The 25,737-nt window shown below is 50.8% G+C and carries 20 protein-coding genes; 11 read left to right on the forward strand and 9 right to left on the reverse strand.

Annotation, left to right across the window (positions count from 1 at the left end; all coding sequences use genetic code 11):
- Nucleotides 1–48 precede the first annotated feature (48 nt).
- Nucleotides 49–1,605, forward strand: a complete 1,557-nt coding sequence (locus MKQ68_RS04405) for a family 43 glycosylhydrolase (protein WP_264282245.1) — start codon at nucleotides 49–51, stop codon at nucleotides 1,603–1,605.
- Between the two features lie 125 nt (nucleotides 1,606–1,730).
- Here the strand turns inward: MKQ68_RS04405 and MKQ68_RS04410 are convergent, their stop codons facing one another.
- From MKQ68_RS04410 to MKQ68_RS04430, 5 genes are all read right to left on the reverse strand, one after another.
- Entirely contained in the window at nucleotides 1,731–1,937 is a 207-nt protein-coding gene (locus MKQ68_RS04410) for a hypothetical protein (protein WP_264282246.1), read from the reverse strand.
- A 108-nt stretch (nucleotides 1,938–2,045) separates the two neighbouring features.
- Nucleotides 2,046–2,402, reverse strand: coding sequence for a hypothetical protein (locus tag MKQ68_RS04415; RefSeq protein ID WP_244841422.1), 357 nt, complete (start codon nucleotides 2,400–2,402; stop codon nucleotides 2,046–2,048).
- Between the two features lie 46 nt (nucleotides 2,403–2,448).
- Nucleotides 2,449–2,829: a hypothetical protein gene (locus tag MKQ68_RS04420; RefSeq protein WP_244841421.1), complete on the reverse strand. Its 381-nt coding sequence runs from the start codon at nucleotides 2,827–2,829 to the stop codon at nucleotides 2,449–2,451.
- A gap of 60 nt (nucleotides 2,830–2,889) precedes the next feature.
- A complete protein-coding gene (locus MKQ68_RS04425; protein WP_264282247.1) occupies nucleotides 2,890–4,377 on the reverse strand; it encodes a family 43 glycosylhydrolase in 1,488 nt (495 codons plus the stop codon).
- Between the two features lie 150 nt (nucleotides 4,378–4,527).
- Entirely contained in the window at nucleotides 4,528–5,874 is a 1,347-nt protein-coding gene (locus MKQ68_RS04430; RefSeq protein WP_264282248.1) for a sulfatase-like hydrolase/transferase, read from the reverse strand.
- 352 nt (nucleotides 5,875–6,226) lie between these two features.
- On the opposite strand from MKQ68_RS04430, the gene MKQ68_RS04435 reads away from it, so the two are divergent.
- From MKQ68_RS04435 to MKQ68_RS04465, 7 genes are all read left to right on the forward strand, one after another.
- Nucleotides 6,227–10,234: a hybrid sensor histidine kinase/response regulator transcription factor gene (locus tag MKQ68_RS04435; RefSeq protein ID WP_264282249.1), complete on the forward strand. Its 4,008-nt coding sequence runs from the start codon at nucleotides 6,227–6,229 to the stop codon at nucleotides 10,232–10,234.
- A 270-nt stretch (nucleotides 10,235–10,504) separates the two neighbouring features.
- Nucleotides 10,505–13,702 carry a SusC/RagA family TonB-linked outer membrane protein gene (locus MKQ68_RS04440; protein WP_264282250.1) on the forward strand — a complete coding sequence of 1,066 codons (3,198 nt, stop codon included), beginning with the start codon at nucleotides 10,505–10,507 and terminating at the stop codon, nucleotides 13,700–13,702.
- A 17-nt stretch (nucleotides 13,703–13,719) separates the two neighbouring features.
- Nucleotides 13,720–15,657, forward strand: coding sequence for a RagB/SusD family nutrient uptake outer membrane protein (locus MKQ68_RS04445; RefSeq protein WP_264282251.1), 1,938 nt, complete (start codon nucleotides 13,720–13,722; stop codon nucleotides 15,655–15,657).
- A 26-nt stretch (nucleotides 15,658–15,683) separates the two neighbouring features.
- Complete coding sequence (locus tag MKQ68_RS04450) at nucleotides 15,684–16,883, forward strand: DUF5000 domain-containing lipoprotein (RefSeq protein WP_264282252.1); 1,200 nt, start codon at nucleotides 15,684–15,686, stop codon at nucleotides 16,881–16,883.
- Between the two features lie 11 nt (nucleotides 16,884–16,894).
- Nucleotides 16,895–17,569: a DUF4998 domain-containing protein gene (locus MKQ68_RS04455; protein ID WP_264282253.1), complete on the forward strand. Its 675-nt coding sequence runs from the start codon at nucleotides 16,895–16,897 to the stop codon at nucleotides 17,567–17,569.
- Between the two features lie 122 nt (nucleotides 17,570–17,691).
- Nucleotides 17,692–18,321, forward strand: a complete 630-nt coding sequence (locus tag MKQ68_RS04460) for a hypothetical protein (protein ID WP_244841406.1) — start codon at nucleotides 17,692–17,694, stop codon at nucleotides 18,319–18,321.
- Between the two features lie 68 nt (nucleotides 18,322–18,389).
- Nucleotides 18,390–19,259: an FKBP-type peptidyl-prolyl cis-trans isomerase gene (locus MKQ68_RS04465; protein ID WP_264282254.1), complete on the forward strand. Its 870-nt coding sequence runs from the start codon at nucleotides 18,390–18,392 to the stop codon at nucleotides 19,257–19,259.
- Here the strand turns inward: MKQ68_RS04465 and MKQ68_RS04470 are convergent.
- From MKQ68_RS04470 to MKQ68_RS04485, 4 genes are all read right to left on the reverse strand, one after another.
- Nucleotides 19,251–20,381, reverse strand: coding sequence for a hypothetical protein (locus tag MKQ68_RS04470; RefSeq protein WP_264282255.1), 1,131 nt, complete (start codon nucleotides 20,379–20,381; stop codon nucleotides 19,251–19,253). The two genes, MKQ68_RS04465 and MKQ68_RS04470, sit on opposite strands and share 9 nt — an antisense overlap.
- Nucleotides 20,378–20,920, reverse strand: coding sequence for a DUF4365 domain-containing protein (locus MKQ68_RS04475; RefSeq protein ID WP_244841402.1), 543 nt, complete (start codon nucleotides 20,918–20,920; stop codon nucleotides 20,378–20,380). The genes MKQ68_RS04470 and MKQ68_RS04475 overlap by 4 nt, the downstream gene beginning before the upstream one ends.
- 148 nt (nucleotides 20,921–21,068) lie before the next feature.
- Nucleotides 21,069–22,037, reverse strand: coding sequence for a methylenetetrahydrofolate reductase (locus MKQ68_RS04480; protein ID WP_264282256.1), 969 nt, complete (start codon nucleotides 22,035–22,037; stop codon nucleotides 21,069–21,071).
- Nucleotides 22,038–22,107: 70 nt separating this feature from the next.
- Nucleotides 22,108–22,734: a chloramphenicol acetyltransferase gene (locus MKQ68_RS04485; RefSeq protein WP_264282257.1), complete on the reverse strand. Its 627-nt coding sequence runs from the start codon at nucleotides 22,732–22,734 to the stop codon at nucleotides 22,108–22,110.
- Between the two features lie 31 nt (nucleotides 22,735–22,765).
- Between MKQ68_RS04485 and MKQ68_RS04490 the strand changes: the two genes are divergently transcribed.
- The 3 genes from MKQ68_RS04490 (at nucleotide 22,766) to MKQ68_RS04500 (ending at nucleotide 25,711) form a co-directional block, all read left to right on the forward strand.
- On the forward strand, nucleotides 22,766–23,443 hold the full coding sequence (locus MKQ68_RS04490; RefSeq protein ID WP_244841398.1) for a Crp/Fnr family transcriptional regulator: 678 nt from the start codon (nucleotides 22,766–22,768) through the stop codon (nucleotides 23,441–23,443).
- Nucleotides 23,444–23,479: 36 nt separating this feature from the next.
- Nucleotides 23,480–24,400: a helix-turn-helix domain-containing protein gene (locus MKQ68_RS04495; protein WP_264282258.1), complete on the forward strand. Its 921-nt coding sequence runs from the start codon at nucleotides 23,480–23,482 to the stop codon at nucleotides 24,398–24,400.
- Nucleotides 24,401–24,481: 81 nt separating this feature from the next.
- On the forward strand, nucleotides 24,482–25,711 hold the full coding sequence (locus MKQ68_RS04500) for an MFS transporter (RefSeq protein WP_264282259.1): 1,230 nt from the start codon (nucleotides 24,482–24,484) through the stop codon (nucleotides 25,709–25,711).
- The last annotated feature ends 26 nt before the right edge of the window (nucleotides 25,712–25,737 follow it).

Here is a 25,737-nt window from a genome sequence, read left to right on the forward strand (position 1 = left end):
CAATTCTTCCACGTTAAACAAACCCGGGTTGTAGCAATAAACACGCTCATGAAAAACAAAAACTGCACAACACTTGTCGCCGTATTGGCCCTATTTGCCATGGCCTGTCAAAAAGAAGCACCCAACAAAAAGGAACTGGTTAAAATGGATGATGCCCGCATCAGCGCAGCGCCCCCGCTCGGTACGTTGATCGATGGTGCCACCTATCGCATCCGCAGTGTAGCATCTTCTGCACCAGCCGGCCCCGTTGTGGAGGTTACCGGTAACTCCACTGCCGAAAACCAAAAGATCCAGCAGTGGTGGTGGTTTCCTAACAACGGGCAGCGATGGAAACTGGTGAAGATAGATGCAAGCTATTACAAACTGGTAAACGTTAAAAGCGACAAATGCCTCGAATCCCCATCTGCCACTTCGGGCGATATTCTGCAGCAGGCGACCGACGATGGGAGCGACTCACAGGCTTGGTCAATTGCTTATTCAGGAAGTAACAATGTGTTTTCGCTCACCAACAAAGCTACGGGCATGAAGATGGCATTAGACCCGCAAAGCACGACGCCCGGTGCGAAGATTCGACAGATAGATTCCGTTACGGGCAATCAGCACCTGTTCAACTTTCACAACCTCAATTTCCAGAACCCGCTGATCAATGCCAGCAGGCCCGATCCGTTCGTTGCAGAAAAAGATGGTTACTATTACTTCATGTACACCAGGGGGAATAACATTGGTCTGAGGAAAACCACCTCTATGTCATTGCTGTCAAATGCCCCCGAATCCGTGATCTGGACGCCGCCTGCAGGCACTGCCTACTCGTCCAACATCTGGGCGCCCGAACTATTTTTCTTATCCGGGAAATGGTACATCTATTTCGCTGCGAACGACGGCACCGGCGATTCGCACCGCATGTTCGTATTGGAAAACCCCAATGCCGATCCTATGACCGGCACCTGGACGTTTAAAGGAAAGATCTTCGACTCCAGCGACCAGTGGGCCATTGATGGCACCATTCTCACTGTAAACGGCAATAACTATTTTGTATGGTCAGGTTGGGAGAGCACTGCCAGCCGGTATAAACAATATTTGTACCTGGCTTCCATGTCAAATCCCTGGACGATCAACGGACCAAGAATAAAAATTTCTTCTCCGACCAATACCTGGGAAAAACACGAACCCAATTCAATTGGCGCAGGCGTAAATGAAGGCCCCATCATGCTGCAGCGCGATGCGAACAGCCCGGTGTTTATCATCTATTCCGCCAGCCGTTATACCAGTGACAACTATTGCCTGGCCCAAATACAACTCAAAGCCGGAGGAGATCCTACGGTAGCGGCAGATTGGATCAACAAGAAGCAGGTGTTTGTCCGCAATGATGCCAACTCCGTTTACGGACCAGGGCACAACGGCTTTTTCACCAGTGCTTATACCGATCCTAATGGCGTTGCGAAAAAGGAGCACTGGTTCATCTATCACGCACGCAGTGTGGCCGCTACTACCAATGGTCAACGTTCGCCGAGGATGCAGAAGATTACCTGGAATACGGACGGTTCGCCCAACTTTGGCGTGGCTGCGGCTACCGGGGTTGATATGGCGGTCCCGGTAGGGGAATAGCCTATAGCTTCTTAACGCAAAATGTCTGGTGTTTTTGCACCGGACATTTTGTTTACACTGTAAAACGCATGATATTGAAGTAGATGATATTACAGTAAAAGCCGGGCATCTCCACCCGGCTTTCATCAGCTACCGCCCCGCACTTCATTATTGTCAATATCTTCATCTCGCTTATCTGTCCTCGAATATTTCCCATTTGCAGAATCACCTCTCGTACTCACTGCGTCTTCAGTAGCCTCCGGGTTATCAGGTAATTTCTTATACCCGGCAGGAATCGGATTTTCGGCCTGGACCGGCTTCTTCTTTTTCTCTTCTTCTTGTTGATGTGCCATGGTATGTTGTTTTGGTGTAACAACAAAGGGACAAAATCCATTCCTGTACACACTGTATAAATAATGGGTTTCAGCGAACAGGCAATACATTACCCATTGTGTAATTTATTACGCTTCCTCATTCCAATCGGTGAATAGTACAGTGAGTCCTGCCAGTGCAGTGAACGCCAGGTTGAACAGCAGGGCTTTCCGGCTTTTACGGAATGCCGGCAGCAGGCTTTGCGCAGCAAACTGGGCTACGTTCACCGGGTCAATTTTACCGTGAGTTTTGTAGGGGATCAGGCCTTTTGCGGCCAGTGGCTGCCTGGTGAGCATCGCGTAAGGTAGCAGCAAGGCTGCCTCAGCAGCGTAGAGCAAACGGGCCTTTTTATTCAGCTTCAGCAAAGAAGGTAAAACCAGCATGCCGCCGATAAGGGCGTAGTCCATGATGGCGTGTTGTTTCGGAGATAGGATGTTCGTCTTCATATAGATGTCTTTTGGAACATAAAGACAAATCGCCCGCCAAACATCCTTAATGTGTTGCATACACAAAATCTAACAGCGAAAACGCCGCCGGATCAATTTCATCTGTATGCCAGGTTAAACACGCAAGCGCATCCAGGTTAATGGAGTAATCCGCACTCCACCAATCGTTCGCAATCACGACCTCCATAGGATGAGGGTAGCGCTCCACACCCGGCAGCCTGCCTGCTGCGAATAACAGCGGGATCGAACGCCCGCAGAAGAATACCTGCTCACCTTTATCGTTCATCACATTGATCCAGGCGTCGTCCTCTTCATTTGATGAGTATTCAAGGTCGTTGTCGGTCACCAGGGAATCGACAAACCGAAGCCAGCTGGCGGCATCGAAATTATGCGCACAGGCGTTGTTGATGGTGTTGGTAAGGTCCATATTGCTAAGGAAAACAAAAATACGGAGACGACAAGCAGGCCGTCTCCGTAAAGTATAAATTTATTCGGCCATAATGAACGCGCCTGCTTCGGCAAGGCCAGGTTGTGCCTGGGTGTCGTGGCCGTTAACAGGTACAAGTTTGAAGTAGCGGAACTGTTTGCGGGCGGGCAGTTTGTAGTACTGCCTGTTCGGACTCAAATCCAGTAACTGCATAGTGCCCACGCTCTCCCAGGTCTGGTTATCGTTGCCGACGAGGATCTCCAGGTCCTTCACTTTCCGGTCGCCGCTCTTTTGTACGAACACGAAACCGTCTACCGGTATGGTGTCCTGCATGTCTACGGTTACCCAATGATCGGGGTAGGTGGTCGGGGCGGTGGAGTAGCGACTAACCCAGAAGGTGGACGGGTTGTTATCGATCAAACGGATCGACAGGCGGTCGTTCACGAGTTCTTCGGAGCTGTAGCCTGCGATGGTCCAGTTGTCGGTACGGTACACTTCGCGTATAGGTTCACCAGAAGGCTTCTGTACCGGGAAGCCGATCTTGGCAGGGATGCCGAAGTTAGGCGATCCGTCGGCGTTCCAGGTGAACTTTTGGATACGGGCGTTGCGGCTGCCACCGCCAGGACCGCTGCGGGCGTGATAAATGATCCAGTCTTCTTTGCCGTCGGGCGATTTAAAGAAGCCGTTATGACCAGTACCATAAGCGCCGCTTTCGGCGTTCATAGAAAAGACAGGCTGCTGGGTTTTGGTCCAGTCTGCCGGATTCATAGGATCGCCGTTTACCTTAAGGGTGAGTAGTCCCAGGCAATACGTATCCACCCAATAACCACTGCCAGAGTACACGATCAGTACCTGGCCGGAGGGATTGATCAGCACCTGCGGACCTTCATTGATCGCGCTGCCGTTCATTTCCCAGTTGTAAGACGGACTGGAAATTGCGACTCTCGGGCCGGAGATGGTCCACGGGTTGCTCATCTTCGCAATGTAAATATGTTGTGGTGCAGCGCCTGCAAGGCCGCCTGACCATAACATGTACATCTGTCCCTGGTGTTGCAGAATGGTGCCGTCAATGGCCCACTGGTCGGTCGAATCGGCTACTTTGCCTTTCATGACCCATTCACCCTGCATCGGGTCGGACGAGCTGTTTTCGACCACGTACATGCGGTGATTGGCATTACTGCCATTGTCGGCTGCGAAGTACATGTACCATTTGTTGTTGATCTCATGCAGCTCGGGTGCCCATAGGTTTTTCGAGTAAGGCATGTTGGGCTCGGGCGTCCACGCGTCGTGTTGTGGGGCCAGGGCCAGTTCGGATAAGGTGTTGGTCTCAAACAGTACCAGCTTACCTCCATGGGTATACGTAAAGTAATACTTGCCGTTCTTCTGGGTTACCCAGGGATCGGCGCCGCGGGGGATGAGCGGATTGGTAAAGGTGTTCTCAACGATGACCGGGTGCTTGCGGTACCCCGGGAGGTCACAGACTTTTTCACAAGCGGAAAACAGGGCCAGGCCTAGCATGCCAAGGACATAAGAGCAGTTTGTTCTCATGGATTAACGATTAAGAGTAGTTCGTGGAATAAGGGTCAAAGTAGTAAATAATTTGAATTGTTCATAGCGTTGGTGGCCCCGAAAAAAAATAGTCGCGTTACAGCAGTGGCAATGCTTCCTGGCATTACAGTGTGACGGCCACCTTGCGAGTTAGGACGTCTTCAGTTTCGGCAACGCCTCCCACCATTTCAGCAGCTTCTCCTTTAGCGCGCCAACTACTTTCGCTTCTTTGTCCGCCAGGTTCACCGCTTCCGTTTTGTCTTTGACGATATTGTATAACTCCACCCCGCTGCCATCGTGGTTCATGAGTAATTTCCAGTCGCCGGAGCGTACTGCCAGTTGCGGGCTTTTGTCCTGCGCACGGGGATAGCGATACGCAATAGTGTTGCGGCCATACTCCCAGTACATTTCCTGCTTGCGGGCAGCGGGTTGGCCGAGTAGTACACGGCTGCGGTCAATGCCGTCGCCTTTATAGTTTTTGGGCAAGGATACTCCGGCCATCGACGCCAATGTGGGTAGGAGGTCTGTGGCGTGAATGGGCGAGGTGTGATCAACGCTGCCGGCTTTTACGTGGCCCGTCCAGTTCACGATGAAAGGCATCCGGGTACCGCCTTCGTAAAGCGACAACTTGGTGCCACGCAAGCCTGCTGCCCGTTTACCGCGGAAGGAGGGCAGCGGACCGTTATCGCTGGTAAAAATGACGATCGTATTTTTGTCTAACCCGTGTCGTTTCAGTTCGGATAAGAAGCGCCCGATCTGCATATCGTATTCCTTCATAACGGCGACCAATGCCGCTTCCTCTTCCCGGTTGGAGGGATGCTGCTCCGCATCTGGCACCCACGGCGTATGTACGTCATCCGGCCAAAGATTAATGAAACAGGGCTGGTCGCGGTGGCGTTGCAGGAAGTCCAGTGCCTTATCTACGAAATACGTGCTGCGGTCCCAACGTTTGATCGAATCTTTATCTGACCATATCCAGTTGGTTGCGGTCAGTAACGGATCCGGATCGGGGCTTTCGTATGTGCTGCTATGTTCATCGATCCCATATTGTTCAAAACCCGGTGCATCCTTTACATCCCTTCCGCCACCAAGATGCCACTTGCCGAAATGCGCCGTTGCATAGCCGGCGTTTTTAAAGATCCGGGCGATAGAAGGCGCCTTTGGATCGAGGTAGTCGGCCTGTTCGGCGTCCCGGTTATGTTTTTTGTTATCGAGATAGGTGGCGAAATTCCAGCGGCCGGGGTACTGACCCGTTAGTAATCCTGCCCGGGAAGGCGAGCAAATAGGGGCGGCACTATAATATTGCGTACACATCAGGCCGTTCCTGGCCATCTGGTCGATGTTCGGGGTAGGTACCAACTGCCCGCCGTAGCAGGCAATATCGCCCACACCCATATCGTCGGTGAGAATGATGACCACATTAGGTTTAACTGGCGACTGGGCCTGCAGGTAATGCATTGGTGCAAACAATAGTGTAACGAGGAGCATTTTTTTCATAGTGATAAAGATAAAAAGGTTTTATTATCAAAAGCTTACGCCATCCGATCGCGTTATTTAAAAAGAATATTTTCCATTTAGAGTGTCACATCGACACTTTTTATTTATATTGCGTGAAAGACAATTTATCAACCAGCATCAGAATGACCTGAACAGAAGCGCGGACTTAATTGATCTAAATTGCTGCATACTTAATCACACGTTAATGAAAATGATTCCCTTTAGTTGCCAGTGACCCGTTTGGCCTGACTTCCGGCCTGCGCAGAGATGTTAGAAATGATCGTTTTTTTTATAGTGGACATTGCTTCAAAGCAACTGTTAAGGCATTGTATTGTCCTTAAACATGTGTGTTATGGTAAAACCCTGGTTTGTACTCGCATTGCTCATCGTAGGCGTAGGCACGCCTTTGTGCGCCGCTATTCCCGGTCCGGTAAGTTATATCGGCAGGGAGCAGGGGCTGTCTAATAATTCGGTGCGGTGCATCTACAGGGACGATAACGGTTACATGTGGTTCGGTACGTACGATGGCCTCAATCAATACAACGGGTCGGGGTTTAAGGTGTTTCGTAATAAACTCTCTGATCCGTTCTCGCTGCCGCATAATTACATCTATTCTATTACGGGCGATAAACAACACCAGGTGCTGGTAGGTACCGGGCAGGGACTTGTATCCTATAACAGTGTTTCTGGCCGGTTTACGCCGGTGGACTGTCGCATGCTTAACGGACAGCAGTTTGCGCTTAAAGTGCACGTAAATCTCCTTAAAACAGATAAGAACGGGCATGTGTTCGTGTGTACGAATGGCCTAGGGTTGATGGTGCGGCCGAACGGGCAACAGGTGGCAGTACAGGCGGCGTTGCCCTCGGGTAGTCCGAATGTGAATGCGCAATGCATTACGTTTGATGATAAGGGCGGCGCATGGGTTATTATAGGCGATGGCGGCCTGTACCGGTACGATCATGCGAAAAATGCACTCACGCTTGCAGATACGAGCATACGCTCTGCATCGGCCATGGCGGCAGATAAACGCGGGCAATTGTGGGTGGCGAACGGGAACGGACTGTATTGTTATAATATGTTAACTCGTACGACTACACTACGTAATAAAGCGTTTACAGACATCCTCTCCCTGCACGCCGCAGCTGACGGCCGTTTATGGATAGGCACTGAAGGAAACGGGATCATGGTATTAGATCCGCAAACGGGCGATCTAACGCACCTGCCTGCCGGTCGCAACGGCTTGTCGAGCGAAAGTGTGCATGATATGTTAAGTGATCCCGCCGGCAGAATGTGGATCGGTACGATCAAAGGCGGCGTGAATGTGATCGATCCGCAGAAGGGACGGTTCCAGACGATCAGTCGTAATCCGCAGGAAAGTAACAGTCTTGTATCCAACTTTGTATCCAGCTTTTGTGAGGATGGGAACTTGCTCTATGTAGGTACAGACGGCGGCGGAATGAGTATATGGGACAGAAGGAACGACACATACAAGAACTACAAAGCTTCACCCGGTGGCCTTAGCAGCAATATCATCAACAGTATCGTGAAAGGCCCGGAAGGGGACATATGGATGGCGACGTTCGTCGGCGGTATTAACCGGTATCATCCGGCTACAGGCAGTTTCCGGCAATACAAGTGTATCAACCCACTTACGAAGTTTGAGAACAAAAGCGCCTGGCTGCTCTTTCTCGATCGCGACAAACAGTTATGGGCTACCACGTTTGGCGCAGGTAAGTTGTATCGCTATAACCGCGGCACCGACGAGTTCGAGATGTTCGACGATGCATTCAATGATTTGCTGTCGATGGCGCAGGATGCAGATGGTATGCTGTGGGCGGGCAACTATAATTACCTCATTCGCATCGATGCACAAAAGCGGAAGTATGATTACTTCGAGATAGGCAAGCCGGTACGGGCCATTCATCCGGATAAACAAGGTGGCCTCTGGCTGGGTACAGAAGGGGGCGGACTGGTGTTGTTCAAAAATGAGAAGATCGAAAAACGATATGCCGATGGCGAAGGGCTGTGTAATAACGCGGTATTAAATATTTTGGAAGATGCGCAGGGCCATTTGTGGCTCAGTACTTTCGATGGGCTTGCGAAGTTTGATAAATCGGCAGGCAAGTTCGAAACGTTTTACCAGGGCGATGGTTTGCAGGGCAACCAGTTTCTCTACAATGCGGCGCTGCGGCTTTCTTCCGGGGAACTGGCGTTTGGCGGCATCAATGGATTTAACCTGTTTCAACCTGTTAAAATTACAGCTAACCGGCCGGATGCGCCAGTTGTGATCAGCGATCTGCTGGTTAATAACAAACCGTTGGAAGAGCAGCACATTACGGAAATGACCGGCGGCGTTGTGCGTGCGTTGGAAATTCCATTTCATATGGGCGCTTTCTCCGCCAGTTTCGCGGCGCTGGAATATTCATCACCTGAAAAGGTGCATTTTTCCTACAAGCTGGAAGGGTGGGATAAAGACTGGATATCGCCGGGCAGCAGCCGGTCTATGATTTATACAAATCTGCATGAGGGGGACTATACGCTACGGGTGCGGGCTACCAATGCAGATGGTGCGCTGCAAACGCGCGAATTTACGATGAAGATCAAAGTGCTGCCACCGTGGTACCGCAGCTGGTGGGCCTGGCTGCTGTACACGTTTTCTGCAGCAGGCGTGGCTTATGCAGGCTTACGTTACAAAACGGCACGACAGCGCATGAAGTACGAGATAGCCATCGCACACCTGGATGCGGCGCGGCAACAAGAGGATAACGAACGCAAACTAGGCTTCTTCACGAATATCGTACACGAGTTTCGTACACCACTTACGCTGATCATTAACCCTGTGAAGGATATGATCAAACAGGCAGAGGAGGAGCCGGAGGAATTACAAACGGTGTATCGCAATGCGCGCAGACTTTTGAGCCTGGTAGATCAGTTGATGTTGTTCCGCAAATCGGAAAGCGAAACGGAGGAGCTGCATCCCACGGTGCTGGACTGTGAAGCATTTTGTCACGACATCTATCTCTGTTTTATACAACAGGCGAAAGCCAGGCAGCTAGACTATGTATTTCGCTGCGATGTACCGGGGCTACAGCTGGTAGCCGATCGTCAGAAGATCGAGATTGCATTATACAATTTACTTTCCAACGCGATCAAGTTCACGCCGGTAGGGGGCAGGATCGTATTTGCCGTGACGTTACAGGATGGGCAGGTGGTGATTAGCGTGGAAGATAACGGGGAAGGTATTCCTGCAGCAGCAGGCGAATTGCTGTTCAATAAGTTTTACCAGGTGCACCGTAAAACGGGTACGATCGGCTTCGGCATCGGTTTGTACCTGGTGAAGAAACTGGTGACGCTGCATAAGGGCACGGTATCTTATGAAAGTAAAGAAGGCGTGGGCACGACTTTTACGGTTACATTGCCGCCGGGCGATGTGAGTGTTTGTCCGCAAACCACTGTCGCCAGCCGCTCCCAGGTGTTGGAAACATTGGCGGAAGAATCCTCCGTTGCACCGAAAGTACGCAGTCGACAGGAGGAAGTGGTGTCTGAGAAAGATACGATGCTCGTAGTCGATGATAACGAGCAGATGCGCGACTACATCAAAAAGATATTTGCAGATAAGTTTCTCGTACATGGCGCCGGCAGCGGCCCCGAGGCATTCGACCTGGCCTCGCAGCTGCTGCCGGACATTATCATTTCTGATGTGGTGATGGATGGGGGAGATGGTATTGAATTATGCCGCCGCATCAAAAATACGCCTGCACTCAGTCACATTCCCGTTATCCTTTTATCTGGCAGTGTGCTGGAAAATACGAAGCAGTACGGCGTGTCGCAGGGGGCGGAGGATTTTATCACCAAACCTTTTGAGAAGGATTTCCTGGTCACGAAGGTGGAAAATCTGCTGAACGCGCGCAACAGTCTGCAACGCTACTTTTATAACGAGATTACCCTGCAACAGCAAACGACGCGTATTTCGCCGGAGTATAAATCTTTTATCGACGACTGTATAAAAATACTGGAGGCGCATCTGCAGGATGAAGACTTTTCCGTGAAAACGTTGGCATCCGCGCTGGGCATGAGTCATAGTAAGTTGTACAAACGGATCAAACTGGTATCAGGCCAAACCGCGAATGGATTTATTCGGTTTATCCGGCTGCGTAAAGCGGCGGAATTGTTTATCAACTCGGATTGCAACGTCAGTGAAGCCGCTTATTACGTAGGCATGCGCGATATCAAACATTTCCGCGAACAGTTCAATAAAACTTTCGGGATGAATCCCTCTGAATATATTGGAAAGTACCGTAAAACCCTGGGTAAAAATTACCAGTTAGGTACTACAGTATTGCACCGCGGGCGAAAATAACATTCGCCCGTTTTACCCCCTCTTTCCTATACGAAAATCACCCCTTTTTATCCGAATTTCCCCATCACTCCCAGGCTGATCTATACCTATTTTTCCGGAGAGGTTAGCATTCCACGTTACAGCCAACAAATTTTATCACCAAAATTGACAAAATGCGCAGATCGATTCCACACGCGCTGTTCGCCAGGAGGGGTATTCATTTTCCCTTGCCACCGCGGCCTGCCGCGCCAGCAATTCTCACATTCGTATACCTCCAATCAAAACTGATTTATGCAATTGACTTTTAAGAAGCTGTTAGCCTGTATGGCGCTGCCGCTAACGATGTTGTGCCATAGTGCGTCGGCGCAGCAGAAGATCGAAGTAAAAGGGGTGGTGACCGACAGCACCGGCGGCGTGCCCGAAGTGAACATCGCCGTAATGGGACAAACAACGCGGTTTACGACCGATGCGCAGGGACGTTTTTCCCTCACTGCCAACCGCGACGCCACGCTGCAGTTTTCCATGATCGGCTTCGTGTCCCGCGTAGTGCGCCTCTCCACCCAAAAGCCGGATGCTGCGGGTAATTATTTCCTGGACATCCGCCTGCTGCCCGACCAAAAGGACCTGAACGAGGTAACAATCGTAGGTTTCGGTACGCAGAAAAAGGCGAGTATGGTGAGTGCGGTAGCCACGGTAAACGTAAAGGACCTGAAAGGCCCGACGGGCAACCTTACCAACACGCTCGCCGGTAAAGTACCCGGCCTCATCTCGTTCCAGCGCAGCGGCGAACCGGGCCTGGGTACAGATAACTCGAACTTCTTCATTCGTGGTCTCTCTACCTTTGGTACCGGTAAACAAGACCCCCTGATCCTGATCGACGGGGTGGAATCCAGTCCGACCGATATGGCCCGCCTGCAACCGGACGATATTTCCGACTTCTCCTTATTGAAAGATGCGGCCGCCTCGGCGGTATATGGCGCAAGGGGGGCAAATGGCGTGGTGCTCATCAACACTAAACAGGGGCAATTGGGTACGGTGAAGTTTAATGTAAGGGGGGAAAATCGTATTTCCTCCAATACGAGGAACTTTAAGTTCGCCGATAACATCACGTATATGGAGCTGGCCAACGAAGCCACGGCGGTAAGATCGCCGCAGGCTATTTTGCCTTACTCCCAGAACAAGATCAATCACACTAAAGCAGGGGATGATCCGGTGCTTTACCCGAATAATAACTGGCTGGAGAAACTGATTAAGCCTAACACCGTGAACCAGGGGTACAATATGAACCTGAGTGGTGGTACAGGTAAGGCCCGCTATTACGTGGCCGGTACGTTTAACCGCGACAACGGGGTGTTAAAGGTGGATAAGGTGAATGATTTCAATAGCAACATCAAACTGTTGAATTACTCCCTCCGCACGAACGTAAACCTGAATGTGACCAATACTACGGAACTGGTGTTTCGTATGTACGGACAGTTCGACGATTACCAGGGCCCTATCGGCGGTGGCGCGCAAACGTTCAGGAACGCGCTTACGTCCAACCCGGTGGCATTCCCCGCGTTGTACCCTTCGGAATTACTGCCTTATGTAGAACACCCGCTGTTTGGCTCGGCGCCGATGGTATCCAATGGCGCCTTAACGACTACACTGTTCCGTAACCCGTACGCCGAAATGGTGAAAGGTTATAGGATGTACAAGTCGTCCAACCTGCAACCGCAATTCGAATTGAAGCAAGACCTGAAATTCATTACGCCCGGTCTGCGACTGGATGTGATGACTTATGTACGCAGGGATTCTTACTTCGAGGTAGACCGCTCGTACAATCCATTCTTTTATAACGCGGTGATCAATCCGCAGGACCAGACTTACCATATTAAGGTGCTCAATGACGGCTCTGCTACTTCGATTGGTACCGTGGGATCGGAATTTCTGGGTTATGGCGAAGGGGCAAAAACACTTTCTTCCCGCGTATGGTTACAATCGGCGTTGAACTACAACCGCGATTTCGGTAAACATTCGGTGGGCGGCATGCTCATCACGTATCTTTCCAGCTTTCAGCGGGGTAACGACGGTGGTGTGACTAAATCTCTTCCGCAAAGGAACAACGGTGTTTCCGGCAGGTTTACTTACGGATATGATGATCGTTACATGGCGGAGCTGAACTTTGGTTACAATGGTTCCGAGCGTTTTGCGGCCAATAATCGTTATGGGTTTTTCCCTTCTGCAGGTGTGGCTTACCGGGTAGTGAACGAGGCTTACTTCCAGCCGCTCAGGAAGGTTGTTACGGACATGAAACTGCGCGCTACCTATGGGATTGCAGGTAACGACGCCATCGGCAACCAGGATGACCGGTTCTTCTATTTATCCAGCGTAACGATGAACGATGCGGCGTATGCCGCAAACTTCGGTAAAAACGAAGGGCAGGGCACTTACGGCCGGCCGGGTGTATCTGTACTACGTTATGCCAACCCCAATATTACCTGGGAATTGTCGCGCCAGCTGAACCTCGGTATGGACCTTAAACTGTTCGAAGACTTTGAACTGATCGTGGACGTGTACAAGCAATGGCGCTCCAAGATCCTCATGAATAAAGCGTTTACAGAGTCGGCCTCCGGGTTGATGGCCACGCCGATGTCTAACTATGGTAAACTCGAAAGTAAGGGCATCGACTTATCCGCCCAATACCGCAAGTCATTCAACAAAAACCTGTGGGCTACCGCCCGTGGTACGTTTACTTACGCGGTGAATGAAAGAACGTTGGTGGATGAGTTGCTCTTCGACCCCTCAGTGGCCTATCTATCTGCAAGGGGGCATTCGGTAAGTCAGACGTGGGGCCTGGTAGCCGAACGTTTGTTCGTCGATACCAAGGAGGTGGCCAATTCGCCGGTGCAGTTCGGCGATGTAGGCTTACTGGCTGGCGATATCAAGTATAAAGACATTAACAAAGATGGGATGGTCAATAATGACGACCTCGTGCCGATCGGTTATCCTACACAACCCGAAATAATTTACGGTTTTGGTGGTTCGGCGGGATATAAAAACTTTGACTTCAGTTTCTACTTCCAGGGTTCTGCAAGATCGTCGCTGTTCATTGATGCGGCGGCCATACAGCCCTTCTTCCGCGATAGCAATACGCCAGGTACTGAAACAGGTTTGCTGAAAGTGATTGCCGATAATCACTGGTCTCCCGAAAATCCCAACCTCTATTCGTTCTGGCCGCGCCTGAGCACCTGGAGGGTAGGCCCCAACAACCAAACGTCTACCTGGTGGATGCGTAACGGCAACTTCCTGCGCCTGAAGAGTGTGGATGCCGGTTATACCTTCCCTACGATGAAAAAAGCGGGTATCGATATGGCGAGGATATATTTCTCTGCAACCAACCTTTTCATCCTGAGCAACTTCAAACTGTGGGATGTGGAAATGGGTGGTAATGGTTTGGGGTATCCATTACAATCCGTGTACAGCATGGGTGTACAGGTTAATTTCTAATTTAAAAACTTAAGTTGATGAGACATATAAAGATTGCGCTTGTCTGTACACTGCTGGCGCTGGTGTCGTGTAAAAAGTTCCTGGATGTAGTGCCGGATAACGTGGCTACACTCGATAATGCTTTCCGCCTGCGGAACGAGGCCGAGAAATATCTCTTTACCTGCTATTCTTACCTGCCCTGGAACGGCGATAACTGGTTCAATCCTGGTTTTATGTCCGGCGATGAAATATGGTTGCCGCAGACCGACCAGGCTACCTGGCATGCTGCTTTCCGCATCGCGCAAGGTATGCAGAATGCCAATGCGCCGTACTTTGACGATTGGTCGGGTGCCCGCAAGGGAAGTACTTCCGATGTAAGGCGCGACCCATTCAAAGTATGGAGGGCCATCCGCCATTGCAACATCTTCCTCGAAAACCTGAACAATCCTAACAAGGTGCCCGATATTACGATTGACGAGCGCCAGCGCTGGATTGGCGAGGCCGAGTTCCTGAAGGCCTTCTATCATTACTATATGTTACGTCAGTATGGGCCCATTCCCGTGATCGACAAAAATGTATCTATTGAAGGAGAAGAAGCCGTGCCTAACGTACGCCGCGAGCCGGTAGATACAGTAGTCAATTACATTTCTCGCCTGCTGGATGCCGCTGCAGAAAAGCTGCCGGAGAAGATCGTGGACGAAAATACGCAGATGGGCCGCATTACCAAACCCATTGCCCTCGCCGTAAAAGCGAAGCTGTGGGCCATGGCTGCCAGTCCGCTATTCAATGGCAACCCGGATTACGCCAACTTTAAGGATAAAGAAGGATTGCAACTATTCAACCCAGCCTTCGATCCGAAGAAGTGGGAGATGGCAAGAGATGCTGCCAAAGCGGCTATCGAGGCGGCCGAAGCAAACGGGCATGTGTTATATGAGTATAAAGTGGACGTGCTGGGACTGAACGATACGACCAAAAGGCAATTGAGCATCCGCAATTCATTTACGCAACGTTGGGCGCCTGAACATATCTGGGCCATGTCGAACAGTTATTTCGTGAACGAGGCATTGTGTGCGGTGCCATTCGAGCGTGGCTCCAATACCAATCGCTCGCAGCTGCGTGGCCTTTGGGCGGCGCCGATGAAGATCGCGAAAATGTTCTACACGCACAATGGCGTACCGATCGATGAAGACAAAACGCTGAACTTTACCAACTATTCAGAACTGCGCACCGCGACCGTGGCAGAGCGTTTCAATATCGAGAAAGGTTTTGTGACCGCCCGGTTGAACTTCGACCGCGAGCCGCGTTTCTATGCGGACCTGGGCTTCGATGGCGGCGTATGGTATATGAAGGATAGTCCGAGTGGCAAGGATGAAAACACCTATTACATCAAAGCCAAGAACGGTGAAAAGGCAGGCTTCGGCGATTACCTGAACTATAATGAAACCGGTTACTTCATCAAGAAGCTGTTGCACTGGGAGTCTACAACCGCCGGTACTGCTGCGCCTACGTTCAAAACGTATCCTTGGGCAGAAATCCGCCTGGCAGACATTTACCTGCTGTATGCAGAAGCGCTCAATGAAGTAGAAGGCGGCTCGCTGCAGGCGATCGAGTATATCGATAAAGTGCGTACACGTGCCGGTTTGAAAGGTGTAGTGGAGTCATGGAGCAACTTCTCTACCAACCCTGCCAAATACACTACAAAAGATGGTTTACGGCAGATCATTCACCGCGAACGTAACATCGAACTGGTGTTTGAAGGCCAGCGTTTCTGGGACCTGCGCCGCTGGAAAGAAGCTGCAGAAACATTGAACGCAGATGTTACCGGCTGGAACAGTTTCGGTAAAACGGCAGAGAACTATTATAAAGAGCGCGTGGTGTATACACAATCATTCATTGCTCCGCGCGACTACTTCTGGCCGATCGGTGTGTATGATATTCGTCGTAATCCGCGCCTGGTCGAGAATCCGGGATGGTAATCATTAGTCAACTTAAAATTGCAAACATGCGCATCAACATAAAATATTACGCATTACTGCTGCCCGCCCTGCTCAGCATCGCGTCCTGCAAGGAAGATCTTGGGCTGCAGGAACCAAGCGGCAGTGATAAAACGCCTCCGGCCAAGGTGTCAAACGTCGTGGTGACGAACCAGGCGGGCAAAGCATTACTCACATATGATCTGCCTGCAGATAAAAACCTGCTGTACGTAAAGGCTGCTTACGTATTGCCGAACGGTACTAAAATGGAGGCAAAAAGTTCTTACTACAACAACTCCCTTACAGTGGAAGGCTTTGCGGATACCGACGAGCATGAGATCATGCTCTATTCTGTAAGCCGTACCAATGTGCTGTCGGAAGGTCAGCTGGTGAAGATCAAACCACTGGAAGCGCCGATATGGGAAGTGTATAGAAGCATCAAAATAGAAAATGCATTTGGCGGTTATAACCTTACAGCACGTAATACCAGTAAGGCGGATGTTTCGCTGCTGGTGCTGAAGGATAACGTGTTTAAAGAACTGGAAGTCGACAACAGCAAAAGCATTTTTACGAACGTAGATTCTATTCTCTCTAAAGTGCGCGGACTGGATACTATTCAATACAAATTCGCCTTTATGGTGCGTGACAAGTGGGGTAATACTACCGATACCATGTTTCATACTGTGAAGCCGATTTATGAAGTAGAGTTCTCGCCGTTGAAGTTCGCGCCTTTTGCATTGCCTGGCGATGCGCCGCAGGTAAGTGGTGCAAGAATGGAGTTCATGTGGGATGGTAAGTTCGGGTGGGGTGCTACCAGCTTTACGCACCAGGTAAATGGCGGTAACAATCCGCACATGGTTACCGTCGACATAGGTGTGTTAGGTAAACTAAGCCGCGTCTGGATCAGGCCCTATCCGGAAGGCAACCGCTGGTACTTCCTTACCACCATGAAACGGTTCGAGATTTACGGTGCTACTGCACCTTCGCTCACCGGTGCCCTCGATGCCACCTGGACATTGCTCGGCAGCTACACGGTAATAAAACCTTCCGGCACGCCTTACGGCAGCGATACCGGGGCCGACCAGGCCACTGCTGCAGCGGGTTTTAGCTGGGACGTTGATCTCGCAGCCGGCAAAGTACGTTACCTCCGCATTCGCTGCCTGGAAAATTTTGCCGGTGGTACCGCACAAAGTATTAATGAATTGAAAGTTTACGGTGATAACCGCTAAAAAGATATTGTATGAAAAGAAGATTGTCGACATACCTGCCCGCCGCCTTCATGGCCTGCTGGCTACTGGTATCCTGCTCCAAGTGGGATGACTTTAAAAAATACCAGGTAGATGGGGAGACGCTGTACACCGGTAAACTCGATTCCATAAGAGTATTCTCCGGCAACGAGCGCGTGAAACTGCGCGGCGTACTTATGCCCGATCCCAAGATCGCCAAAGTGCGCATCACCTGGAACGACGGCGCCGACTCACTGTTCTTCCCGATAGATAAAGGTGCGCCGCGGTTGTTTGAGCAAACCTTTCCAGTATCAGAAGGTGTAAAAAGCTTTCGCGTACACACCTTCGATGCGCAGGGAAATATATCCGTACCAGTGAATGCGATCGGTACCTCGTACGGCACGGCTTACAAACGTAAGTTGACTAACCGTAACGTAACTTCCGCCGTTTTTGCCGGTGGTAATACCACGATCAACTGGGATCAGATCGACTTTTCGATCGGCGCGCAGTATACCGAAACGGAATATGTGGTAAATGGCGTCACCCTTAACGTGAAGACGCCTGTAACCCAGGCCTCGACCGTGCTGACGGGTTTTAACACCACCACTACCAAGTTCCGTTATCGTACGGTGTTTCGTCCTGATACATCCTGCATCGACTATTTTTATACTGACTTTGTTGAACGTTAGAGAGTGAAAGCGACGGCTGCCTGTAAGGACAGGCGGCCGTTTTTATAAACCTGATTCCACGATATGACGGGAGGCCCCGCGTTTAGATACATTAAATCATCATTTTAAGAAAACCTTTTATTATGAAGTTACACCCAATAATGGCCGGCATACTCACCGGCGCTTTGTTTATGACCGGCTGTACAAAAGAAGTTGCAACCCCGGGAGCACCAATAAACAACGATAGCGAAACTGCCGCAGTAGCCGCACCTGCCGCACTCGGCACACTTACCTGGTACCTGGTAAGGGCCGCCAATCCTACGGCAGACCAAACAGATGCCTATAACAGGATTACTGCTGCTATGAATGCAGCGGTGACCATGTATAATCAACAAACAACCCGCTGTACCGGCAACCTGCGCGTAGAGTACAATACCGGCGTGCCCACCGCAGACGGTAACTCCAACGGCACCATCCGTTTCGGCGCGAACCGCAGCTATATGACACAACGCTGCGCGATGCATGAGATAGCACATACACAAGGTGTTGGCACCACCAGCCGCTGGACGCAGCTGGTGGTAAACGGTAAGTATACCGGCGCCAATGCACTGGCGATGTTGCGCAGTATGGTAGGAGAGAGCCCTACCTCTACGTTAAGCGCAGACGGTCACTCGTTCTGGCCTTACGGGCTGAACTATCAAAGCGAATGGACCACCGTGAACGGCCAGCGAAACGCCCGCATCGTGGGCGCTATGCAGCAGGACGGTGTTTAGTATCCGATTGAAAGCCTCCTGTACTAAACCGCCCCATGCCATGTGGGGCGGTTTTTAAATAATTGTTTATGAGATACCTCTTGTTCGTTTGCCTGCTCGCCGCCTGTTCCCACGGCGACATAAAATACACCATGCACAAAGACGTGCCCGGCCCGCACATTCGTACCGGCGATTTCCTGTCTTTGCACTACACCCATCACACTATGAGCGACTCACTGTTATCGAGTTCGTACCTCATTGGCCACCCCGTGTTCTTCGAGCAGCAAAAGCCCTTTTTTAAGAACGACATATTTACCGGCCTCTCGCTCCTGAGTGAAGGCGATAGCGCCACCTTCCGCCTTAATTTCGATTCTATGCACATCATTCTCAACGTTCCCCGACCCGCGAATGCCGGGCCAGAGCTCGTGTTTATGGTAAAGGTCGAAAAGGTCATTGCCCGTGCAGGTAAGCCTGATTCGGTATTCCAGGCCGAAGTACGCCAATGGTATGCGTCCGAAGCCGAGAAGGCACGCCTCGCCGAACCCATTAAGCTTGCGGCGTTCAGGGCGATGGACAGCACGGGTTCCGGGCTACGTTACACGATCTTACGTGCTGGTAATGGCGTTATAGCGCACCCTGGTGACAGCGTCACCTTCTCGCACACCGGCCGTTACCTGAGTGGCATAATGTTCGTCACAAGCAATCGCGATTCCGCGATAAAGGCAGGGATGTACGATGAAGAACGGGTGTACCGTCCGGATGTGGTGGTGGCAGGTGCAGGGAGTACGGTGCCTGGTGTGGATGAGGCGTTGTTAAGGTTCCCGGTGGGCACGTTGGTGAGACTGCTGTTGCCGTCGAATCTGGCGTATGGAGAGCGGGGGAATAGTATGTTTCCACCGTATACACCGTTGGTGTTCGAGGTGGAGGTGATGGGGGTAAGCGACTTTAGATCACGGTAATATGAGTTCGACTAATGTAATGTCGGTTAGGTTCCTGGGCTGATTTCCCTGGTGCAGTTTACCCTTTATTTTCAGGAAAGATCCGGCGGTCATGTGGGATAGGTCTGCATTTCTATAGGCTTCTGCATCCAATATTGTTCTCGCGCGAATTACTTCACCCTCTTTGTATAAGTTGAGTATTACCTCGCCGGAACGGTTGTTGTCATCACCTATCTCGCCGGAAAGGCGTTCGACAGTGGCCATAAATACATCGTCGATTTTCTGTTGCTCTGTATTCTTTAGCTCACGGCGCACATCATCTATGCGTGAAAAGTAATCTTTCTGAATTTTGATGCGATCGTAAAGAGGCATTGATGCCGGAACAGGCAGTGCACCTGCCCACGAAAAATCTATATAGAGGTCGTAGTCATTATGATCCTCCTGGAAGTTCGTGATCGCTTTACATAGGTTAGATGACAAGTATGGCGCAGTGGCAGCCTTAACTTCATCTATCAAATTATCCAAGGTGTCAGCCTCGATAGCCGTTACCAGGTCGCCCATTGCATTGTTCAGGACAAGCGTCGTTTGTCGGACGAATGGCAGTTCGTCCTCGAACAAATTACCTTGTATGTCGAGTGCCTTTACGGGCGTGGAGACTTTTATCACGAAGCTGCCTGTTTCCGTATGGCGAAACTTTGATTTATCGACCAGTTCAAGCGCTTCGGATCTCGATAGGCGTGGATGATGTGCCTGTGGTTTTAATACTGTGCAGGCAGCCGATAACAACATTTCCTTTGTGCCATTAATAGCGGATACTGCATATGATAAAGGAATGTACTTCTCTTCATTTCTGGTATCAACCACCCTGAACCGTAAAGTGTCGTCCTTGATTTCATTGAGTGCTGAAATAATCGATGTAACAGGCCGGTTTTCGAGTTCAGCCAACTTGTGCAGAGCTATACTGATGGCATCTGCATAATCAGGAAGGGATGAATTGATCGGGATCACCAGTTGCCTTTTTTCAAATGCGGGATTGCTCAACACGAATAACCCGTCGGCAACCGCATCAGCAAGTTGCTGCCAGCCCCTGGATTTCGCATAGTCCCGGAAGTCTGTTGAAGCTATATTTTGATAAAGGTTCATGGTAGCCGGTAGTTTAAGTTTTCACCTCTGCTGCGTCGTACAAAGATATCCTTTAAACCATTGCTATGAAATATTTGTGTTTGTGGTATATATATGGTTTGTCCGGATGCATTCGTTGATTCAGGGGCACCTCTGAGGCTTACCCAATATGCACATTTTTTCAGTGCGAGTTCATTTTCCGTGATATTCAGCCAGTCGCTGCTTTCAGGAGGAAGAAACATGACTACCAGTATCCTGTGGGTAGCCAAAGCTTCGCTGCGTAGATCATTGTACCGTTGGATGCCATTCAAAAAGTAAGAAATATATCCATTCTCGATAACGGGCTTAATCGTTGTCGCTTTTAATTGAACTTTAATGTCTACTTCCTGTAAATAACCACCTTCGGGAAATGGCCCCCAAGCGGTCAATAAAGCATCAATCCCATTGCCGTCTGAGGCCCTGTTAGCACTATGGCAGCCAGCTCCTACGTGGGAGGCGACTGCATGTAAATAAGCATAACTAATCTCGCTTTCAATGTCGTTATTCGTAAGTGGTCGCATTTGGGTAACATTTGGTTAAATAAATGGTTGGCGATATGGTTGGTCTGCAATTGTAAGTATATTTTTGAAACTATTTGTATCAATCAACGCATAAAAAAAGGGAGTATGCTATGGCATACTCCCCTGGTTATATTTGAAGAATATAAGACTAATACCCCGGCGCCACCACCATCTCCTCCCGCTTCACCACCTGCCTGCCCGGCTTCACCATATTCAACACGTTATGCAGCATCTCCTGCGCCGCATTGATCTCTTCTTTCTTGATAGAAATACTTTCAATATTAAAGCCTACAGGGATGTTTTTCGCACTGGCATAATCCATGATCTCCTGCGCGATGTTGATGGAGGTTTGTACGGATGCTTCCAATATATCTTTCGAGTGTTTCAGGTCGTTGAACAGCCACCTCGGTACTTCAATACCCAGCCACTCCATGAACTGCAGGGTCTTCAAAGAGCCGCAGGGGGTGAGGGTGAAGATGAGGGGAGCGGCTTTATCTTCTGCATGATAGTGATAATCGGATAGCAGGTTCTTGGTATCGTTGATGTTGTATACGCATTGCGATACGAAGAAGCTGCAGCCGCTTTTCATCTTGTTAAAGATGCGCAGGTGTTCGTCGCCTTTTTTGCTGTGCCGCTCCGGTATGGTAACGCCGCCGAGTTGTAAACCCGGTGCGCTTTGCCGGCGCAGTTCGTAGGCGTCGGTAAGGGAGAAGTTGGTGGCTTCCACCTGCTGTTTAGACGATGCACCTACGAATACGGCATACTCCAGGTCCCTGTTCGCCTGTAGCCATTGCTCAAACGTTTCGCGGGTTTGATTGGCGATGCTCTTATAGATGATCCTGGGCACAGGTAATGACGACAGGTATTGACTGCCGTAAAACTCGGGGGCCAGGGTGGGAATGAAGGAAAACGGGCGCTCCTTGTCCGTACGGGTCGATTCGTCCTGTATGTCGTACAGGATCAGTCCATCGATATTCAGATGCTGGAGGCGGGCTACCTGTGCGGCGGCGATAACGTCCATCCGGGCGGCCTCGGTAGTGATCTTGGGAGGTGTTAAGCTGTAAAGAACAAGCCCTGATTGTCCTTCCTCTATTTTCTGGCTGAGCGTCTTTGTCATGCTGGTAATTAACGGCAGGCCCGCAAACAGGCCAAACCGACAGCAAGATTAGGAAAAAGCCGGAACATAGTCAAGATTTACCCATCAACTCTTCCAGTGCCTGGAAGAACAGGCCTGCGTGGTATCCATCCATCAAGGCGTGGTGCACATGTACGGAAACGGGCATCAGCTTGCGGCCATGCTGGTCTTTGATCTTACCGAACGAGATCTTCGGGCAGCTATCGGCAAAGCTGAATTTACGCGCGTGTGACAAGCCGGTAAAGTTGATCCAGGGCAACGCACTGCAATGGAGTACGTTCTCGCCGGATACTGCGGGGTGCAGGCCTGTACTGCCTTTTACACGATGTATCTCGGCCTGTGCCTGCTTGGTGAATTGGTGAAAGTCTTCGTGGTAGTCGATGTAGGCAAAACCGAAGGTGCCGCCCGGACGGTCGATCGTAGGTGAAGCGTGTACCTGGTCGTATACCCATACTTGTTCCCCGTCTATGCGGTAGCGGAATGGCTCGATTTGGTTGGCGGCGGTGAGGGTAGCATGCAGGTACTGGAGGAAGAAAGATCCGTTGCCTCCCTGGGCGCGCTGGTATGCGGCGGTGCAGTCTACGTCGGCGCAAACACCAAAGAAAGGCTCTTCGAACTGGCGGAAGAATTGAAAGTGTTCTTTCCTTGCCCAGCTTTCCATGTCGAGTAATTGTCTCATTTGTTTTACTTTTAGGTCGCGCAAAACTAGCGTGCACTTTTACCAAAACCGGGACATTTGTCCCGCTACGAATATGTTACTGACCAATCCCCGCTTTTCCGCTTATATGGAACAGTTGTCTGCACGCGGACAGGTGTTCACTCGCTCGTTTCAACCCGGCGCTTTGCTGCTAAGGCAGGATGCACAGGCCTTACAGGCATTTGTGATCCAGGAAGGCATTGCCAAATGTTACATGCGCGAGAATAACGGGAAGGACTATATTTTTGAGTTTCTGGGTAAAGGAGAGATCACCGGGGAGCTGGAACTGATCGGCGGACAACGTTGCATCTGTTCCATCGAAGCGATTACGGAGGTAACGGCCTGGGTTACGCCTGCGGATGTATTTGCAGGATTGTTACATACCGATATGGAGTTTAACCGCCTGGTGATGGGAGAGCTGGCCACCCGGCTCACGCAAACCTGCGTAAGGGCTTCTTACCAGCAGGCATATCCGCTCGAGTACGGATTGCTGCGTTTCCTCATGTTGCAGCAGGAAGCACAGTTGTTTTTCTCCAGTGCGGATATAGCGGCCTATCTCGGTATTACGGTGCGTAGTTTCAACCGTACGGTGAAACAGCTGCGCGAAAAGAAGGTGATCGCGGTAGACGGCCTGCACCTCGATCTTACCAGGAAGGAACTGGACTTGCTGTTAAAGCGTTTCGAAGACTAAATTTCTCCCTACCTTCGCTTTGAAATATATAATGTGATGCAGATCCACACCGAAACCATCCGACAGTATTATCAACGCGTAGGTCACCCCGTTCCTGCAGGCTTTCAGCCGGGAGAGGGGCATTTCAATGTACGCCGGCGTAATTATATACCCGGACTACTGCCTTACAACCGCCGCGATTACTATAAGATTTGTCTCGGTACCGGGCAAATGACGCATACGACCGCCAAACGTAAAACGGTGATCCGGCAGCCTGCGATCATTTACTCCTGTCCATCACTGCCTGTAGAGATAGAAGCTACGTCCGCCGACCAGGGCGGCTTTACCTGCATCTTCAACGACGCCTTCCTGCTCAATGGTCTTCGCCAGGAAATACGATACGAAAGCCCCTTGTTTAACGACGCGCTCGAAGCGGTATACCCGCTCGACGAAGCCGGCGTACAACGCTTCTCGCACTACTTCCTGGAAATGGAGTCGCTCATGGCCAGCGACTATCCGCATAAATACGATATGATCCGCAACCTCCTGTTCGCACTGATCCACGAAGGCATCCGGTTGGTGGGCCCCGCAGAGGCGAAGGTGCCCGTAGGGGCCGATCGCCTGGTGACAAGGTTCTTCCACCTGATGGACCAGCAGTTCCCGGTCGATTCGCCGGAGAGCCCGCTGAAGATGATGACGCCGGCTGATTATGCCGGGCAGCTGAGCGTTCACGTCAACCACCTGAACGCCACGGTGAAAAAGAGTACGGGTAAAACGACGCGTGAAGTGATCCACGAACGCATCATCGCAGAAGCTAAAACGCTGCTGCTCAACACCGACTGGGACGCCGCCGAGATCGCGTACGCCCTCGGCTTCGAGTATCCATCGCACTTTGCGAAGTATTTCCGGCAGTATGCGCAGACTACGCCCTTACTGTTCCGGGAAACTGCCCGCGCAGGTATGTTGGTGAATATTTGATTTTTATAACTATTGCTTTGTTTCGTCTAACCAGCGGGAGGGGAGCCTGCGCTAACTTTGCGATACCTAATCGCAAACATCATGAGGACCATCAACGAGACGAACAAAGGCATCAGCACGATACTGGCTTTCGCATTGATCCCACTCTCCGGCTTCGCGCTGGATGTATATATTCCGTCGCTTCCCGACATGGCGCAGCAATTACAGGTCGCGCCATCAGCCATACAGCTTACCTTATCGATTTACCTGATCAGTTACGGCATTTGCCAATTGTTCGTAGGCGCCCTGCTCGATACCTTCGGCAGGTTCCGGCCCAGTTTGTACGGACTGTTATGCTTTAGCCTGTCGAGCGTTATTATCGCACAAACCGGCAGTATTGCCGTTATCTACCTGATGCGTGCTTTGCAGGGCTTTATGGTGGCGATGATCGTAGTCAGCAAACGTGCGTATTTTATGGACGTATACAGTGGCGATAAGCTGAAACATTACACCAGCCTGTTCTCCGTGATATGGGCCGCGGCGCCGATCATTGCACCATTCGCAGGCGGCTTTCTGCAGATGCACTTCGGGTGGCGGTCTAACTTCTACTTCCTGGCCGGTTTAGGCTTGGTGTTATTCGCACTGGAGTGGATATTCAGCGGCGAGTCCCTGAAGGTGTTCCAGCGTTTTCACCTGCGCGCGGTGACCGATAGTTATGTATCCATGATACGCACGTGGGACTTTGTAGCAGGGCTCATCATCCTGGCGCTGGCCTATAGCATGCTGCTCGTATACAACATGGCCAGTCCCTTCATCATTGAACAAGTGCTGCATTACCCCGCCTCCGTAACCGGCAACTGTGCCCTGTTATCGGGCGTGGCGATGTTCGTCGGCGGACTGCTTTCCAAGTACTACATCGGCAAACCCTTCACGCGCAAACTGTTGACGGTACTAAGTTTGCAACTGATCGCCGCATTAGTATTGCTCACTATTACCATCTACGTGCATAACCTGTATACCCTCATCGCTTATGTGATGTTGCTGCACATGTTTTCAGGCTTCATCTTTAATACCGTATTCTCGTACGCCCTGACCCGCTTCACGCAACACGGCGGCAAAGCGAGCGGCCTTGCTGGTGGCGGGTATATCATCTTTACATCGGTGTTCAGTTACTTTATCGTGAGTGGTCTTACGATTCGCAGCCAGGTGTGGCTGGGTGCAAGTTATACGCTGTTGACGGTGGCAATATTGCTGGTGCTGTTACTGACGAAGTGGCGTGGGGTGGGCGAGCAGTTCTCAAGCAAAAAGTTCGCGCCACTGCGTGCGCAATGACGCCATTAGTCCATACGCGTCACACG

Source organism: Chitinophaga horti, assembly GCF_022867795.2.
GTDB classification, from domain to species: domain Bacteria; phylum Bacteroidota; class Bacteroidia; order Chitinophagales; family Chitinophagaceae; genus Chitinophaga; species Chitinophaga horti.

What these genes read in the sequence shown, in the direction of transcription:
- MKQ68_RS04455 (WP_264282253.1), top strand. Translation starts at nt 16,895, where the DNA reads ATGAAAAGAAGATTGTCGACATACCTGCCCGCCGCCTTCATGGCCTGC.
- MKQ68_RS04405 (WP_264282245.1), top strand. Translation starts at nt 49, where the DNA reads ATGAAAAACAAAAACTGCACAACACTTGTCGCCGTATTGGCCCTATTT.
- MKQ68_RS04470 (WP_264282255.1), bottom strand. Translation starts at nt 20,381, where the DNA reads ATGAACCTTTATCAAAATATAGCTTCAACAGACTTCCGGGACTATGCG.
- MKQ68_RS04415 (WP_244841422.1), bottom strand. Translation starts at nt 2,402, where the DNA reads ATGAAGACGAACATCCTATCTCCGAAACAACACGCCATCATGGACTAC.
- MKQ68_RS04430 (WP_264282248.1), bottom strand. Translation starts at nt 5,874, where the DNA reads ATGAAAAAAATGCTCCTCGTTACACTATTGTTTGCACCAATGCATTAC.
- MKQ68_RS04465 (WP_264282254.1), top strand. Translation starts at nt 18,390, where the DNA reads ATGAGATACCTCTTGTTCGTTTGCCTGCTCGCCGCCTGTTCCCACGGC.
- MKQ68_RS04425 (WP_264282247.1), bottom strand. Translation starts at nt 4,377, where the DNA reads ATGAGAACAAACTGCTCTTATGTCCTTGGCATGCTAGGCCTGGCCCTG.
- MKQ68_RS04475 (WP_244841402.1), bottom strand. Translation starts at nt 20,920, where the DNA reads ATGCGACCACTTACGAATAACGACATTGAAAGCGAGATTAGTTATGCT.
- MKQ68_RS04420 (WP_244841421.1), bottom strand. Translation starts at nt 2,829, where the DNA reads ATGGACCTTACCAACACCATCAACAACGCCTGTGCGCATAATTTCGAT.
- MKQ68_RS04485 (WP_264282257.1), bottom strand. Translation starts at nt 22,734, where the DNA reads ATGAGACAATTACTCGACATGGAAAGCTGGGCAAGGAAAGAACACTTT.
- MKQ68_RS04480 (WP_264282256.1), bottom strand. Translation starts at nt 22,037, where the DNA reads ATGACAAAGACGCTCAGCCAGAAAATAGAGGAAGGACAATCAGGGCTT.
- MKQ68_RS04445 (WP_264282251.1), top strand. Translation starts at nt 13,720, where the DNA reads ATGAGACATATAAAGATTGCGCTTGTCTGTACACTGCTGGCGCTGGTG.
- MKQ68_RS04495 (WP_264282258.1), top strand. Translation starts at nt 23,480, where the DNA reads ATGCAGATCCACACCGAAACCATCCGACAGTATTATCAACGCGTAGGT.
- MKQ68_RS04410 (WP_264282246.1), bottom strand. Translation starts at nt 1,937, where the DNA reads ATGGCACATCAACAAGAAGAAGAGAAAAAGAAGAAGCCGGTCCAGGCC.
- MKQ68_RS04500 (WP_264282259.1), top strand. Translation starts at nt 24,482, where the DNA reads ATGAGGACCATCAACGAGACGAACAAAGGCATCAGCACGATACTGGCT.
- MKQ68_RS04450 (WP_264282252.1), top strand. Translation starts at nt 15,684, where the DNA reads ATGCGCATCAACATAAAATATTACGCATTACTGCTGCCCGCCCTGCTC.
- MKQ68_RS04440 (WP_264282250.1), top strand. Translation starts at nt 10,505, where the DNA reads ATGCAATTGACTTTTAAGAAGCTGTTAGCCTGTATGGCGCTGCCGCTA.
- MKQ68_RS04435 (WP_264282249.1), top strand. Translation starts at nt 6,227, where the DNA reads ATGGTAAAACCCTGGTTTGTACTCGCATTGCTCATCGTAGGCGTAGGC.
- MKQ68_RS04460 (WP_244841406.1), top strand. Translation starts at nt 17,692, where the DNA reads ATGAAGTTACACCCAATAATGGCCGGCATACTCACCGGCGCTTTGTTT.